This is a genomic window from Robbsia andropogonis (assembly GCF_000970345.1).
Lineage (GTDB): Bacteria > Pseudomonadota > Gammaproteobacteria > Burkholderiales > Burkholderiaceae > Robbsia > Robbsia andropogonis.
The window spans coordinates 226,038-241,293 of sequence record NZ_LAQU01000006.1 but is presented as its reverse complement, the minus strand read 5'-3'; the positions used below and the strand labels follow the sequence as shown (position 1 = coordinate 241,293).

The 15,256-nt window shown below is 62.7% G+C and carries 16 protein-coding genes; 14 read left to right on the top strand and 2 right to left on the bottom strand.

All coding sequences use genetic code 11. The annotated features are described in order from the left end of the window. The first annotated feature begins 10 nt into the window (after positions 1-10). Together WM40_RS08555 and WM40_RS08550 are read left to right on the top strand one after the other, a co-directional pair. A complete protein-coding gene (locus WM40_RS08555) occupies positions 11-670 on the top strand; it encodes an HAD-IA family hydrolase (protein ID WP_046152640.1) in 660 nt (219 codons plus the stop codon). Positions 671-754: 84 nt separating this feature from the next. Next, positions 755-1,903, top strand: coding sequence for a S49 family peptidase (locus WM40_RS08550; protein WP_024901507.1), 1,149 nt, complete (start codon positions 755-757; stop codon positions 1,901-1,903). Between the two features lie 87 nt (positions 1,904-1,990). Here the strand turns inward: WM40_RS08550 and WM40_RS08545 are convergent, their stop codons facing one another. Together WM40_RS08545 and WM40_RS08540 are read right to left on the bottom strand one after the other, a co-directional pair. Then, positions 1,991-2,737: an SAM-dependent methyltransferase gene (locus WM40_RS08545; protein WP_024901506.1), complete on the bottom strand. Its 747-nt coding sequence runs from the start codon at positions 2,735-2,737 to the stop codon at positions 1,991-1,993. Between the two features lie 38 nt (positions 2,738-2,775). Then, the gene (locus WM40_RS08540) at positions 2,776-3,444 is read right to left on the bottom strand and encodes a Maf family nucleotide pyrophosphatase (RefSeq protein WP_024901505.1); all 669 of its coding nucleotides are present in this window, start codon (positions 3,442-3,444) and stop codon (positions 2,776-2,778) included. A gap of 79 nt (positions 3,445-3,523) precedes the next feature. Here WM40_RS08540 and WM40_RS27785 point away from each other — a divergent pair, with 79 nt between their 5' ends. The 12 genes from WM40_RS27785 to WM40_RS08480 all read left to right on the top strand — a co-directional run bounded on the left by WM40_RS27785 (position 3,524) and on the right by WM40_RS08480 (position 14,993). Beyond that, positions 3,524-4,534 (top strand): DUF177 domain-containing protein, encoded by a 1,011-nt coding sequence (locus WM40_RS27785; RefSeq protein ID WP_052738239.1) that lies wholly within the window; start codon positions 3,524-3,526, stop codon positions 4,532-4,534. A 248-nt stretch (positions 4,535-4,782) separates the two neighbouring features. After that, positions 4,783-4,962 (top strand): 50S ribosomal protein L32, encoded by a 180-nt coding sequence (rpmF, locus tag WM40_RS08530; protein ID WP_024901503.1) that lies wholly within the window; start codon positions 4,783-4,785, stop codon positions 4,960-4,962. A gap of 472 nt (positions 4,963-5,434) precedes the next feature. After that, positions 5,435-6,553: a phosphate acyltransferase PlsX gene (plsX, locus tag WM40_RS08525; protein ID WP_024901502.1), complete on the top strand. Its 1,119-nt coding sequence runs from the start codon at positions 5,435-5,437 to the stop codon at positions 6,551-6,553. Continuing rightward, complete coding sequence (locus tag WM40_RS08520; protein WP_046152639.1) at positions 6,553-7,563, top strand: beta-ketoacyl-ACP synthase III; 1,011 nt, start codon at positions 6,553-6,555, stop codon at positions 7,561-7,563. Before plsX ends, WM40_RS08520 begins: the two co-directional genes overlap by 1 nt. Positions 7,564-7,720: 157 nt before the next feature. Continuing rightward, positions 7,721-8,671: an ACP S-malonyltransferase gene (fabD, locus tag WM40_RS08515; protein WP_024901500.1), complete on the top strand. Its 951-nt coding sequence runs from the start codon at positions 7,721-7,723 to the stop codon at positions 8,669-8,671. A gap of 64 nt (positions 8,672-8,735) precedes the next feature. After that, positions 8,736-9,485, top strand: a complete 750-nt coding sequence (fabG, locus tag WM40_RS08510; RefSeq protein ID WP_046152638.1) for a 3-oxoacyl-ACP reductase FabG — start codon at positions 8,736-8,738, stop codon at positions 9,483-9,485. Between the two features lie 153 nt (positions 9,486-9,638). After that, positions 9,639-9,878, top strand: a complete 240-nt coding sequence (acpP, locus tag WM40_RS08505) for an acyl carrier protein (protein ID WP_024901498.1) — start codon at positions 9,639-9,641, stop codon at positions 9,876-9,878. Between the two features lie 265 nt (positions 9,879-10,143). Beyond that, positions 10,144-11,409, top strand: a complete 1,266-nt coding sequence (gene fabF, locus WM40_RS08500) for a beta-ketoacyl-ACP synthase II (protein ID WP_024901497.1) — start codon at positions 10,144-10,146, stop codon at positions 11,407-11,409. 119 nt (positions 11,410-11,528) lie between these two features. Next, positions 11,529-12,158 (top strand): hypothetical protein, encoded by a 630-nt coding sequence (locus WM40_RS08495; RefSeq protein WP_046152637.1) that lies wholly within the window; start codon positions 11,529-11,531, stop codon positions 12,156-12,158. A gap of 93 nt (positions 12,159-12,251) precedes the next feature. After that, positions 12,252-12,851 (top strand): RNA polymerase sigma factor RpoE, encoded by a 600-nt coding sequence (rpoE, locus tag WM40_RS08490; protein ID WP_024901495.1) that lies wholly within the window; start codon positions 12,252-12,254, stop codon positions 12,849-12,851. Between the two features lie 179 nt (positions 12,852-13,030). Beyond that, positions 13,031-13,816 (top strand): RseA family anti-sigma factor, encoded by a 786-nt coding sequence (locus WM40_RS27780; protein WP_024901494.1) that lies wholly within the window; start codon positions 13,031-13,033, stop codon positions 13,814-13,816. Further along, positions 13,788-14,993, top strand: a complete 1,206-nt coding sequence (locus tag WM40_RS08480) for a MucB/RseB C-terminal domain-containing protein (RefSeq protein WP_096349161.1) — start codon at positions 13,788-13,790, stop codon at positions 14,991-14,993. Before WM40_RS27780 ends, WM40_RS08480 begins: the two co-directional genes overlap by 29 nt. The last annotated feature ends 263 nt before the right edge of the window (positions 14,994-15,256 follow it).

Genomic DNA, 15,256 nt, shown 5'->3' with positions numbered 1-15,256 from the left:
TTATACGCCGATGGCCAGAGACCGATACGATCTACTTGTGTTCGACTGGGATGGAACGCTCAGCGATTCGACCGCCCATATCGCGCATTGTCTGCAATCCGCCTGCCGTGACCTGCGTCTGCCGGTGCCGGGCGGCGATGCCGCGCGTTATGTGATCGGCCTCGGGCTGCGCGATGCGCTGGAAACGGTCGCACCGACGCTCGACCCGTCCGACTATCCTCGTCTTGTCGAACGATACAAATATCACTTCGTCACTGGTGAGCCGCATCTGGCCTTGTTCCCCGGTGCGCGTGACATGCTCGAAGGTTTACGCGAAGCAGGCTATTTCATTGCTGTGGCAACAGGAAAAAGTCGTGTCGGCTTGACGCGCGCTTTGGCGCAGACGCGGCTGGCGACGTTATTTGACGCCACGCGCTGTGCCGACGAGACGTTTTCTAAGCCGCATCCGGCGATGCTGCAGGAATTGATGCGCGAGTTGGGACAGGATGTGGATCGTACCGTCATGATCGGCGATACCACGCATGACCTGCAAATGGCGATCAATGCCGGCGTGGCCGGTATCGGTGTGACCTATGGGGCGCATCGGCCGGAGCCGTTGCGGGCGCTTGCGCCGGTTTTCTGCGCCGATTCGGTCACGCAACTGCACGAATGGCTGGCGTCGAACGGATGAGGGCTTGCCACGCTTGTCACGCATACACGATGTAATCGAGCAGGAATCGATCCGGATTGGATCAGACTAGGGGCGCCAAAGAAGATGAATGTGGATGACAACGGCCGGACCACGGCCGAGCAGGAACCCGTCTGGCGTGCAGGCGGCGAGGTAGTGACCTCAACATCGGCAGGCGGGTCGACAGCGGGCGGAAACGGTGGTGCCGGGCATGGCGGTAGCGGGGGGTCGGGGCCGCGAGACAGCGGTCCGACGGGACCACAGGGGCCGTCCGGGCCCCGCGGCGAAGGCTGGGCCTGCGAGGCGTTGGCCAAGGCGGCGATGGCGGCAATTCGTGAGCAGCGCGCCGCGCGGCGCTGGCGCATTTTTTTCCGTTTTCTGTGGTTGGCAATCGTGCTTGGCGTGATCGTCGGTGTTGTAAGGTTACGTGGGCCAGGCAAGCCGGTTGTCGATGCCGATGCGAAATTCACGGCGGTGGTCACGTTGAGCGGCGTCATCGCCGCGAATACGCAAGCCAGCTCTGACAATATCAACGCGTCGCTCAACGCCGCGTTCAAGAATCCGAGCACGGCGGGGATCGTGCTGAAGATCAATAGCCCGGGTGGCAGTCCGGTGGAGGCGGGGATCATCTATCGCAATCTTCAGCGCATGCGCAAGGACCATCCGACCATTCCCGTCTATGCCGTGATCGGTGATGTGGGTGCATCGGGTGCGTACTATGTGGCGGCGGCGGCGGATAAGATTTACGTGGATCCGGCCAGCATCGTCGGTTCCATCGGCGTGATCATGGAGGGGTTCGGTTTCCCGGGCCTGCTCGAAAAGCTGGGCGTGGAGCGACGGGTCCAGACCGCCGGCGTCAACAAGGCGATCGGCGACCCGTTCTCGCCGCAAACGGACGATCAGAAGCAACGTCTGCAGGTGCTCCTCGATTCGATCCACCAGCAATTTATCGCGGCCGTCAAGAACGGACGCGGGAATCGCTTGCATGAAACGCCGGATATGTTCTCCGGCGCGTTCTGGAATGGCGAGCAAGCAGTGCAGATGGGTTTGGCCGATGCGACCGGCGACACCGGCGATGTGGCGCGTAACGTATTCAAGGCGCCGCGCATCCGTGACTTCACTGTCAAGGACAGCCTTGCCGATCGCGTGGCGCGTCGACTCGGAACATCCTTGGGGGCATCGATGGGTGCCGCCGCCGTCGGTGAATTGATCGACAGTCCCAATAGCGTGCGTTGAACGCCAAGGCGCATGGAACCGCGGGGCGCACGTGCAGACGTTGCCCTCTCGGCGTTTGATCCGCGGCACGTGTCGCGGCGGTGCCCGCTAGCGGGCCAACATCAAAAAGATGGCGGGGCGCTTGCCCATGTCTGGTCGTTGCGCGGCCGGCAACGCGCGCCACTGTGCGAGCGTCAGCGTGACGATCTGCTCGCCCGGCAGGGTCAGGTCGGCGGCAAAACACAGATGCGTCTGTGGCGCGCAGGCCGCCAGCAAGGCATCCATCATCGCAGCGTTGCGGTACGGCGTTTCGATAAAAAGCTGCGTCTGTTTCTGCGCCCGCGACTGTTTCTCCAGTTCTCGCAGGCGTTGCGTCCGTTCGCCGGCGTCGGTTGGCAGGTAACCGTGAAACGCGAAACGCTGGCCATCCAGACCGGATGCCATCAGCGCGAGCAGGATCGCGCTCGGCCCCACCAGTGGCACTACCCGGATACCACGGGCGTGCGCGCGCCTGACCAGCACGGCGCCCGGATCGGCGACCGCTGGACAGCCCGCGTCCGACACGAGGCCGCCGTCGTGGCCATCGAGCAGGGGCGCGAGCATTGCGTCGAGAACGGCATCCGAGGGGGTCGCTTGCGTTCGGATATTCAGTTCGCTGATCTGAATCTCCTGGATGGGAACATCGGTCCCCACCCGTTTCAGGAAGGCGCGCGTCGCCTTTGCATTCTCGCCGACGACATACCGCAGGCGTCGTGCGACGGCCCGTACCGGATCAGGCAGGACCTGGCGCAATGCATCGTCGCCGCCCTCGCCAAGGGTATTCGGGATGAGGTACAAGGTGCCCGGTTGGGTCATGACAGTTCTCGTGCGTAAATACGGATGCGGCCCGAATATTAGCCGCAAGCGGCCGATGCGAACAATGGCGCGCCGGCCTGGCGTAGCCAATGACTGACGGTGATCAGCGGCAGGCCGATCAAGGCGGTCGGGTCGTCGCTGCGAACATTTTCCAGCAGGGCGATGCCCAGGCCTTCGACTTTGGCGCTGCCAGCCACGTCATACGGTTGCTCCGCGCGCAAATAGGCGTCGAGCGTCGCATCGTCGACATCGCGCATCGTGACCGAGGTCAGGACGTCGGAGGTAAGGCAAGCCGTTGAAGTCTGGGAGCCATCCGTTCGTGCATCGGTGGATGGCCGCGCCGTGACCCGGCCATCCAGCAAGCAGACGGCAGTATGAAAGACGATGCGTTGACCCCGCATTCTCTGCAATTGCGCGAGCGCCCGGGCGTGATTGCCTGGTTTGCCCAGTTGCACGCCGTTGCAGACCGCGACCTGATCGGAGCCAATGACCAGTGCGTCAGGATGCCGCACCGCTACCGCGTGGGCCTTGGCGATGGCAAGACGCATCGCCGTCTCAGCCGGTGCTTCGCCCGCGCGCGGCGTTTCGTCTACATCGGGAACGTCGCAGATAAACGGCAGGCGCAAGCGGGATAACAGCTCGGCCCGGTAGCGGGAACTGCTCGCCAGGACGAGCGTCGGCGGGGCGGCGTACAACGGATTGGACATGATAAGTACTTGACGGGAAACAACTCGCATCTTACTATTTTCTGTTTTTCGCCGGGCAGGGCAGGCGCGGGAGGCTGTGATGAATGCGAACGGCACGGGAAACGGGGCAGCAGGTGTCGGTGGCGGATCGGGGGAAGCCGGCGCTGAGCAGGGCTCCGGCCAAGCGGTCAGCCACGTCGATGAAACAGCGGTTGGCCGGTCTCGCGCGGACGCCTTGCACGCCTTCGACCTCGACGGTTTCATCCGTACTGCCCGGGAAACGCGCGGCGTGATCCACTTGGGTGAGTTGCCGCGCATGCGCGATCTGGTTCCCGCCGATGCGCCGGCAACGGCCGCCGATTCGCCGTTGCGCTGGCAGGCACGAGGAGAGATGCGCAAAGTCATGCGCCGGCGCGATGCGCTGCTGCCGGCGTCGAGCGCCGCGGCGCGGCCAGCGGGGCATGAGGAGGCCAACCATTCGCGCGGCGCGTTTCAATCGATGCAACCGCATTTGACGCTGTCGATCGACGGCGCGGTGTGGCTGGAGTGCCAGCGTTGCATGCAGCCGTTTTCCTGGCCTGTATCCGTGGAGGCGGGTTACCGCGTTGCGCGCGATGAATACCAGGCGGATGCGTTGGCAGGGGACGATGCGGACGAGGATGTGATCGTGGGGTCACCCGCCTTCGATCTGCTGGATCTGATCGACGAGGAAATCGTCCTGTCGCTGCCGATGGTGCCTAAGCATCGTGTATGTCCTGCCGTGCATGTGAGCGTTGTCAGCGGGGCCGATGGGGCATTGGGCGTCGATCGTGTCGAGGATATCGAGGCGCGTCTGGCGGATGAGGCGGGCAGCGATCCCGCTCCGTTGCCGGGTGAGCGCGCGGCCGATGTCGAGGCGGATGCGGATGAGGCGCCTGCCATGACGGGGGTGCCTGTCGCCGGGGCGGCGTCGCCCACGCGCAAGCCGTTTGCGGCGGCGCTGGCCGGCTGGCAGCCGGCCAGCAAGCATAATGCATCCGCAAACGCCGATGCATCGGCGGCCCACGACGTCGACAAGGCTGATCGTACCGGCAAAGCACGCGAATCAGACAAGTCCGACGCTGCTGAGTAAGACAAGAAAGTGATGTAAGAGGGTGGATGGTCGCGCGATTTCGGGCAATCGGCAGGGTTGATCACGCCGAGTCGGCCTGGAGATCGCCGGTGATCCACACGGAATACGAGGCGGCCGCACGTGCGACCGCGTTGTCGCCATGTTGCATCGATGCAGCATTGGTTATCCCGATGCGGCGTGGTCGACTGGCAGGTCGCCAGCGGCGCGCCGAGTTGTGTTAAAATCCGCACCCTATTTAGGAGCATTTCATGGCAGTCCAGCAAAACAAGAAGTCGCCGTCGAAGCGCGGCATGCATCGTTCGCACGATTTCATCGACGCCGCACCGCTGGCTGTCGAGGCAACGTCGGGTGAAACGCATCGCCGTCACCACATCAGCCCGAACGGTTTCTACCGTGGCAAGAAAGTCGTCAAGACCAAGAACGACTGATTGTCTTGAAGGCGCGAACCCGCGTTCGTCCGCGTCGGCCCGCGCCGTGGTGCAGTACCACACAGGTCCGGGCGGATGTGCCGCAGGGCTTTGCGTGCGGCCTGTCAATGGCTGATGCCTGTTGTTTCATGCCCGCGGCGTGGCGGGTGCCTGCGGACACGGCATGCATTACGCGACGTTGGAATAATTTTTCTATTCCGTCGGCATTGTCCAGTGCGATGATGCTCTTGATGCCTTCATTTCGATCGAAGGAGCGTGTAGGCGATGCTGCGTGCTGTCGTCGAGTCGCGTATCGTAATTGGCAGGCTTCCCCGACTTTTCGTAACGTCTCCCGTTGGTTGTGCGGGCGGCCCGTCAGGTCCCTGACCGGCTGCACCCTGCTTTCGGGCACGATGTCCGTACCGTTGTGTGCGGTATCGCGCTTGACGTGGTCCGGTAATTCCTCGCGCTTTTCCTCCGGCGCGGTGCACGCATGACCGTAAAAATCACCATCGATTGCATGGGCGGCGACTTTGGTCCGTCCGTTACCGTTCCGGCTGCGGTTGAATTTGCCCGTAGCCACGAAGATGTCGAGCTGATCCTGGTTGGCCTGGAGTCGGCGGTTCAGACACAGCTGGCGAAATGCAAGGCGGTTGACGCACCGCGTTTGCGCGTGGTGAATGCGACCGAGGTAGTGGGCTCCGACGATCCGGTCGAGGTTGCGCTACGGCGCAAGAAAGATTCGTCTATGCGCGTGGCGTTGAATCTCGTCAAGGAAGGGCAGGCGCAGGCCTGTATTTCGGCGGGCAATACCGGTGCGCTGATGGCCGTCTCGCGGTACGTGTTAAAGACGCTGGCCGGTATCGAGCGGCCGGCGCTTGCTACCTTGATGCCGAACGAGAGGGGTTTTACGACGGTGCTGGATTTGGGTGCCAACGTCGACTGCGAACCGCAGCATTTGTTGCAGTTTGCCGAAATGGGCCATGCGCTCGTGTCGGCTACCGAGAACAAGGATCGACCCACGGTCGGCTTGTTGAATATCGGCGAGGAAGTGATCAAGGGCAATGATGTGATCAAGCGTGCCGGCGAGCTGTTGCGCGCCAGCACCTTGAACTTCTACGGCAATGTCGAAGGCAACGATATCTTCAAGGGCACGACCGACATCGTGGTCTGCGATGGCTTTGTCGGCAATGTCGCGTTGAAGACATCGGAAGGCCTGGCGCAAATGCTCTCCCGTATAATAAAGGAAGAGTTCAGTCGTACAATTTTTACGAAACTACTGGCGATGCTGGCATGGCCGGTATTGTCCCAGGTGCGCAAGCGCGTGGATCACCGCCGCTACAGCGGCGCCGCGTTGCTCGGACTGCGGGGCATCGTGATCAAGAGCCACGGCTCGGCCGACGCTTACGCTTTCGGCTGGGCGCTAAAACGCGGGTATGATGCGGTAAAGAACGGCGTGCAGGCACGGCTTGAGAAAGCGCTAGAGGAAAATGTCGATCCGCTCGGTCTGCAAGGCCAGGCGTCGGCTTCCCAGGCGCCCGCCAACGCCATACCCGCCGCCGTGACTGACCCGCTTGCCATACCCGGCGAAACGCTTTCCGCAAAGGCATGATGGCCTCAACCAGCGATTTTCTTCATTCGTCCCCTCGTTATGCCCGCGTGGTCGGTACGGGCAGTTATCTACCTGCGAACCGCGTCTCGAATCAGGCGTTGACGGAACAACTGGCGGCGCGCGACATTGAGACCAGCGACGAGTGGATTGTCGCTCGCACCGGCATTCGCGCGCGTTACTTCGCGGCGTCGGAGCAGCGCACCAGCGATCTGGCCGTCGAGGCCGCGAGGCGCGCCATTGCCGCGTCGGGTATGGATGCCAACCAGATTGATTTAATCATCGTGGCAACGTCCACGCCCGATTTCGTGTTTCCGAGCACCGCCTGTCTGGTGCAACACAAACTCGGCCTCACGAACGGATGTGCCGCTTTCGATGTGCAGGCAGTCTGTTCCGGCTTTGTCTATGCCTTGTCCACGGCGGATAGTTATATTCGCAGCGGTATGCATAAGAACGTGCTCGTGATTGGCGCGGAAACGTTCTCGCGCCTTCTGGACTTCAACGACCGCACCACGTGCGTGCTTTTTGGCGACGGCGCCGGTGCCGTGGTGCTATCCGCGTCGGTCGAGCCGGGCATTCTCGCCAATGCACTGCATGCGGATGGGAGCCAGTCAGACATTTTGTGCGTACCGGGGCACGTCAGCGGGGGCGCTGTTGCCGGTAATGCCTTCCTGCACATGGATGGTCAGGCCGTATTCAAATTGGCGGTCAACGTGCTGGGCAAGGTCGCGGTGGAGGTGCTCGAGAAGGCCAACGCGACCGCCGCCGATATTGACTGGTTGATTCCACACCAAGCCAATATACGCATCATGGAAGGCACATGCCGCAAGCTGCGCCTACCGCTCGACAAGATGGTCGTCACGGTCGATGAGCATGGCAATACCTCCGCCGCATCAATTCCGCTTGCACTCGATGTGGCGGTGCGCGACGGCCGGGTAAAGCCGGGTCAACTGGTGATGGTCGAGGGCGTGGGCGGCGGATTTACCTGGGGTGCCTCCCTGTTACGCATGTAACTGTCTACAATGGCGTCGACGACGTTCGGTCGCGCTTGATGTCGCCGTTTTTGTTCGACCATGTCGCACCTCTCGCGGTTGTTGTATGGTGCCAGTAGCCTGAAAGAAGCGAGCGGCGTGCCGACGTTTGCGCGGATCCACCCACTTACAGACGCATATGACTTTCGCCTTTGTTTTTCCTGGCCAGGGATCGCAATCCGTTGGCATGCTCGACGCGTTCGCCGATCACGCCGTGGTACGTGAGACGCTGCAGGAAGCTTCCGACGCGTTGGGTTTCGACATGGCGACGATGATCGCCACCGGCCCCGCCGATGCATTGAACTTGACGACGAACACACAGCCCGTCATGTTGAGCGCGGCCTATGCGATCTATCGCGTATGGCAAACGGCGGGCGGTCCGGCGCCGAGCGTCGTGGCCGGACACAGCCTCGGCGAATATACGGCGCTGGTCGTTGCCGGTGCCTTGAACTTCGCCGATGCGGTTCAGCTTGTGCGCTTCCGGGCCGATGCAATGCAATCGGCGGTACCAGTGGGCGTAGGCGGCATGGCGGCGATCCTGGGTCTCGACGATGAGACCGTTCGTACCGTATGTGACGAAGCCGCGCAGGCGGCCGGTGCCGGTGAGGTGGTCGAGGCGGTCAATTTCAATGCGCCTGCGCAAGTGGTGATCGCCGGGTCGAAAGCGGGCGTGGAAAAGGCCTGTGAAATCGCCAAGGCACGGGGCGCCAAGCGTGCGTTGCCACTGCCCGTTTCAGCGCCATTCCACTCGTCATTGCTGAAACCTGCGTCGGATCGCTTGCGCGAGCGGCTTTCTGACGTTACGATCCGCACGCCAGCCATTCCTGTCGTCAATAATATCGACGTCGCGGTGGCCAGCGACCCGGATGCCATCCGTGATGCGCTGGTCCGCCAGGCATCCGGGCCCGTGCAATGGGTTCGATGCGTGCAGGCGATTGCGCGGATGGATGTAAGTACGATCATCGAGTGTGGTCCGGGCAAGGTATTGAGCGGGCTGACCAAACGCATCGACGCGGAGCGTGCAGGTGCGGGGATCAGCGATCCGGCCTCGTTGAGCGAGGTGTTGGCGGCGTTCGGCGCGCAAGCCTGATTGCGGTCCGACGGCACGCTGTTGGGGCTAAAAACGAGTCACGGAAGGGTTCAGGCGAATTTTCATGGAAAAGATGCTCGATAATCAGATCGCATTGGTCACCGGCGCATCACGCGGCATCGGTCGGGCCGTCGCGCTGGGGTTGGCCAAGGCCGGTGCCACCGTGATTGGCACCGCGACCTCGCAGGCAGGCGCGGACGGTATCTCGGCGGCGCTTGCCGAAGCGGGCCTCAAAGGCCGTGGCGTCGTTCTGAATGTCAATGATGCGCCGGCTGCCGACGCGTTGATCGATACGATCGTCAAGCAGGATGGGCGTCTCGACGTGTTGGTGAATAACGCCGGCATTACCCGCGATCAATTGATCATGCGGATGAAGGACGAGGACTGGGACGACGTCATCGATACCAACATGAAGGCGGTGTTTCGTTTGTCGCGTGCGGTGATCCGACCGATGATGAAGGCCCGGACCGGTCGTATCATCAACATCACATCCGTCGTGGGTGCCGCGGGCAATGCCGGTCAGGTCAATTATTCGGCCGCCAAGGCGGGCGTTGCCGGCCTGACCCGCTCGTTGGCGCGCGAGGTGGGTAGCCGTGGCATCACGGTCAATTGCGTGGCGCCGGGCTTTATTGAAACAGATATGACCGCGGAACTCGGCGAGGCGCAGCAGACCGCGCTGAAGGCGCAGATTCCGTTGGGGCGACTGGGCAGTACCGACGACATCGCGCATGCGGTGGCGTTCCTGGCATCGCCGCAGGCGGCATATATCACTGGTACCACGTTACACGTCAACGGCGGTATGTTTATGGGGTAGGGAGTCCGATTGGCATACGTCTTCTGGCCGGGGGCTCGCCTTGAAGACGTAGTTCGATCGCCCGTCACGCGCACGCGATGCTTTCAGTGGGGACAAACCTGCTAAAATGCGCGCACTCGCAATTTGAACTTATATTTCCTCTTGGAGGCCTGAATGGACAACATCGAACAGCGCGTCAAAAAGATCTGCGTCGAGCAACTCGGCGTTGCGGAGCCAGAAGTCAAGAACGAGGCTTCGTTCGTCAACGACCTGGGCGCGGACTCGCTGGACACGGTGGAACTGGTGATGGCACTGGAAGACGAATTCGGAATGGAAATTCCGGACGAAGATGCCGAGAAGATCACGACCGTGCAACAAGCGATCGATTACGCTCGCGCGCACGTGAAGGCCTGATTTCCGGCAAGTTGGCATTCCGGATCTATCGGGAATCCCACACGTTTCGATCGATGATCGGCGTGTGGCACCCCTGAGCGAGCCGCCAGAGGGATGTTACGGCAACGGAACGCCGTTTCGACACGAGTCTTGATTTGAGGACCGCAGTGTCAGCGGAAAACACGTCCCGGGCCGGATCGAACAGGGCCACGATAGTGACAGGGCGTGTCCTGTTACCGTCGTGGCTTTTGTTTTTATCACGTGTCATGAAACGCAAGAGGTCAATGTGAGTCGCCGTGTCGTTGTTACGGGCCTTGGGCACATTTCCCCAGTAGGCAATACGGTTGCCGACGGATGGGCCAATCTGGTCGCCGGCAAGACCGGCATCGCCAATATCACCAAATTCGACGCGGAAGCCGTCGATGCAAATGGGAACAAGAAGTACAAAACCCGCTTTGCAGGTGAAGTGAAAAATTTCAACGCCGAGGATTACATCCCGTCGAAGGAATTGAAGATGATGGACACCTTCATCCATTACGGCATTGCCGCCGGGATGCAGGCGATGCAAGACAGCGGTCTGGTGGTTACGGAAGCCAACGCTGAGCGCATTGGTGTCATCGTGGGTTCCGGTATCGGCGGTTTGCCGCGGATCGAGGAAACCCAGATGGTGCTGGCCGAGAAGGGGCCCGGCCGGATTTCGCCTTTCTTCGTGCCGGGCTCGATCATCAATATGGCGTCGGGTCACCTGTCGATCAAGTTTGGCCTGAAGGGGCCCAACATGGCCGTGGTCACCGCCTGCACGACCGGTACGCATGCCATTGGCGACGCGTTCCGCGCGATCGTCTACGGTGAAGTGGACGCGATGCTGGCCGGCGGTACGGAAGCCACCGTGTCACCTCTCGGAATCGGCGGTTTTGCGGCGGCGCGCGCGCTGTCGCAACGCAATGACGATCCGGCGACGGCGAGCCGTCCCTGGGATAAGGACCGCGACGGTTTTGTGCTGGGTGAGGGTGCCGGTGTGCTGATGCTCGAAGAGTATGAGCACGCGAAGGCGCGGGGCGCGAAGATCTATTGCGAGGTCGTTGGTTATGGCCGCAGTGGTGATGCGCATCATATGACGGCACCGCCGGAAGATGGCGATGGCGCGCGGCGAGCGATGGTTGCGGCGCTGCGCGATGCAAAACTCGATCCGAGCAAGATTGACTATATCAATGCCCACGGTACCTCCACCGGACTGGGCGATGTTGCCGAGACAATCGCGATCAAGCGCGCGTTGGGTGACCATGCAAAGAAGGTCGTCGTCAATTCGACGAAGTCGATGACAGGTCACTTGCTGGGTGCCGCCGGCGGTATCGAGGCCGTGTTTTCGGCCCTGGCGGTACACCATCAGGTATCGCCGCCGACCATCAATATCCTCAACCAGGATATCGAAGGTGGCTGTGATCTCGATTACTGCGCGAACACCGCGCGGCAACTGCAGATCACCTATGCAATGTCGAATTCGTTCGGCTTTGGCGGAACGAACGGCACACTCGTCTTCGCGAAGATCTGACGAATGGTCAGATCGCGTTCCGGCATGGAACGCGATATCGTCCGTGCTGTCTGACACCGGCGTTCCGCCCAAGCGGACGCCGGTGTTCGCATTTTGGCGAACGGCACGGAGCAAAGCGAATGCGGGTGGATATCGGATCGTCACGCATGATGCAAGCGGGGACGGTTGCGGGTTGGATGCTGGGTGCCGCAGGGTGGGTGCAGATCGGAATGTTGCGGGGTGAGAGCCTGCTATGGGGGTGCGCTGCCGGGCTGGGGTTTATCGTGCTAGCCGGGATCATGACGCGGTTGCTTGCCGATGGGGCGGTGCGGGCGTCGCGTGACCGGTGGGGCCGTGTCGTCCGGCGTCGAGGCAGGCGCCGTGTCGCCCGCCTGGTCTTGCTGGGGCATGCCGACGCGCGGCTGTACTGGTGTACCGAACCGTTCTGGCGATGGCACAGTGCGCGCCGCGGCGGCGGGCGCGCCGCCGTTGCACCGCCCGCCGCCGACGCATGTGGCCCGGATGATATCGACGAGGTGTGCATTGTCGAGGTAGTCCAGTGGGGGGGTGTTTGTCTTTGGCTGACAGTCTGTCCGCGTTATCCTGACCTGTTGCCTGGCGGCCTTCCGCGCGGCGCCGTACGTGTGAAACGTCCGCGGACGAGGCGACTTTGCATTCCCGCCGATGCGGTGGCGTCCGACCGTTTCCATGCGCTGTGCGCGCGTTGCCAAGCGATGCGGCGCGGTGCCGGTTTCCTGTCGCCCTGGTGAATCGGGCGTCCGCGGCGGCGGGCAATCATTAACGGCTACAATTTGCGAGAGCCGCCGGGGCGAACCGGCGGCCGTACAGGACGTGGACGCACGGTGAGTGAAAAAGATATCGATCAGGAACTTGTGGAACGCGTGCAACGCGGCGACAAGGTGGCTTTCGAGCTGCTGGTCGGCAAGTACCAGCGCAAGATCGTGCGTCTGATTTCGCGTCTTGTTCGCGATCCGGCCGAAGTGGAGGATGTCGCCCAGGAAGCGTTCATCAAGGCCTACCGCGCGATTCCGCAATTTCGCGGGGAATCGGCGTTTTATACCTGGTTGTATCGGATCGCGGTAAATACCGCGAAGAATTATTTGGCGAGCCAGGGGCGCCGTACACCGACGTCGACCGAAACAGATAGCGAAGACGCGGAAACTTTTGACGACGCGAGCCTTCTAAGGGATATCAACACGCCCGAGTCGGTGTTGATGAGCAAGCAGATTGCCGAGACGGTCAACGCCGTGATGGCGAGTCTGCCCGAGGAGTTACGCAACGCGATTGCGCTTCGCGAGATTGACGGTTTGAGCTACGAAGAGATTGCCGAACTGATGCAGTGCCCGATCGGCACGGTCCGATCGCGCATCTTCCGCGCACGGGAAGCCATCGCCTCGAAGCTCCGGCCGATGCTGGAGCGGCAAAGCGGAAAGCGTTGGTAGAATAATGGAGCCGTGGGCTGCGGGTTCGTGCACAATGCGCGATAGCTGCCCGCCCGGCGCAATCCGGAGAGTGCGGCCCGGTGCCGCGACCGCGACGTGCTGGCGTGACGTTCGCGGCGTGGCGCCGGGACAGGACACGAGGAGTGTCGATGAAGCAGGATGCGATGAGAGCAACAGGAATGAGCAACGACGGACAGGTCGGACGCACTGAATTCGGTACGACGGATGCGCGCCAAGGCGGTGTAAGTGCCGAGGGCGCGCGGCCGGGCGTTGCGGCCGGCGCTTTTGCCGCGATGCAAGAAGCCGATGCGGATGGCGATCCTGCCGCACGCCGGTTCGCCGAGCGGCTCTCCGCCGCGATCGACGGCGAAGCGCCGTTGTGCGCAGGCGGCAGCGGTGTCGGCGCATCGACCTTCGCGGCCTGGACAACGCGGCAAAAGCAGGATTGGTCTTTGTACCACCTGGTGGGAGACGCGTTACGTTCGGATGATCTGGCACGTTCGCATCATGGCGGCTGGGATTTTGCCGCGCGCTTTGCCGCACGCCTGGCCGACGAGCCAGTAGTGGTTGCGCCACGAAGGCGCGACGACGGTGCCTGGAGCGACGCGAACGGGAGTCGCGCGGCACCTGTTCCCGGCGATGCGTTCCGGCATCTGGAACGGGGGGCCGGACAGCGTGGTGGCCTGGGGCAACTGGCCGGGTGGCTTGGCGGGCGTCGTCGCATGCCTGCCGCGGCGGCCGCGGCGGCTGCCGTCGTCACGCTTGCCTGGGCACTGACGCCGGGTTGGCACGCCGGCACCGAGAACACCAACGCCGCGCCGACGACGCTGGCGTCCGCGGGTAATTGGCAACGGGTCAATATCAGCGGTGATCGGGATCTGGACCCGTACCTTGCCGCGCATCAGGAGTTCGCGTCGGATCGCGGCAGCCTGGGCTATGTCGCGTACGCTGGCGCGGGGCATTGATCGGATGATCGGTAGCGGTCGGGGCTCGCGCGACGGGCTGATTCACCACATGGTCCGTCGGGCCCGCCTGGCCTTCCCGGCGCTGCCTTGTGCATTGGCATTGGTTTTGTCCGGCGCGACCGGGTTGGCGGAGGCGGTGCCGGCGACACCGACCGGCACGACCAATCCACGCAATGCGACGTCGGCAATCGCGCCCGCTTCGGCGAAAACGCTTGCGTTGCTGGCCGGCTTGAACGGCGCGGCGAAGCAGCGTCCTTATGAGGGCACATTCGTCTTCCAGCGTGGCGCGGCGGTTCGATCCTCGCGCATCGTTCACGTGGCCGACAGCCAAGGCCAATTTCAACGTGTCGACAGCCTCGACGGCGAGGCACGCTGGGTCATCGAGCACGATGACGACCTCTATACCTATCTGCCCGGGAGCAAGACGGTGGTCGTCGACCGTCGGCGCAAGGGGCAGGACAATTTTCCGGCGATGCTGTCCACCGACAGCGCCCAGGTGCTTCAACACTACGCGCTGTCCCAGGATGGCACCGACCGCGTTGCTGGCGTTGCGTGTGTTGTCCTGACGCTGACGCCGCGCGATGCGTACCGCTTCGCTTACCGGCTATCCGTCGATCCTGTCACCGGTTTGCTGATCAAGGCACAGACCCTCGATGCGCAAGGCCAGGTGCTGGAGCAGGTGGCCTTCTCGCAAATCCAGCAAACCACACCTGACAAGGCGACGATACAGTCTTTGCACGCCGCCGTCGCCGCCATGGCGCAAGGGGACGCCGGTACCGGATGGAAAGTCGTGCGTGCACCCTCGGCGGACGTCGACCTGGCAAAAGCCGGATGGTCGCTCGATCCCGGTGTCGCGGGCTTTCGCAAGATGCTGGAGCTGCGTCGGCCAATGGCAGCGCGCCAGGCCGGCGCACCGCCCGTCCCGGTCGATCAGGCCGTCTTCAGTGACGGCGTTACCGCGGTATCGCTGTTCATCGAACCGGTGGGCACCAGCGACCGCAAGCCGGGGCAAGGGCAATCCGGGGCCACGCACCTGCTGGCGGAGCGCCATGGTGACTTCTGGGTCACATTGATCGGAGAAGTGCCGGCGGAGACACTGCGTCGTTTTGCCGATGCGATTCAATTCACGCCTGTCGCCGTGGGCGGCGCAAAACGCGGCACCGTTGCGCCAGGATGATATGCTGCGACGTTTGCGCGGTCATCAGGACTGCGCGCGCCCGATTCACGTCGCCCTGCAGGCCCCCGGTTCCGGCATTGCTTGTTGCATCCCGTCAGCCGCCCGTTCCCTCGCCGTTCACGACTCGCCGATGAGCTGTACGTCTTCTATCGCCCTTGGGCACCGCCCGAGACCACCGCATGCGTTGCTGTCCCGGAGGCTCGCGTCCTGTCTGTGCGCGTGTCTGCTGGGGCTGTCCTCGTTGCTGTCACAGGGGGTGTTTG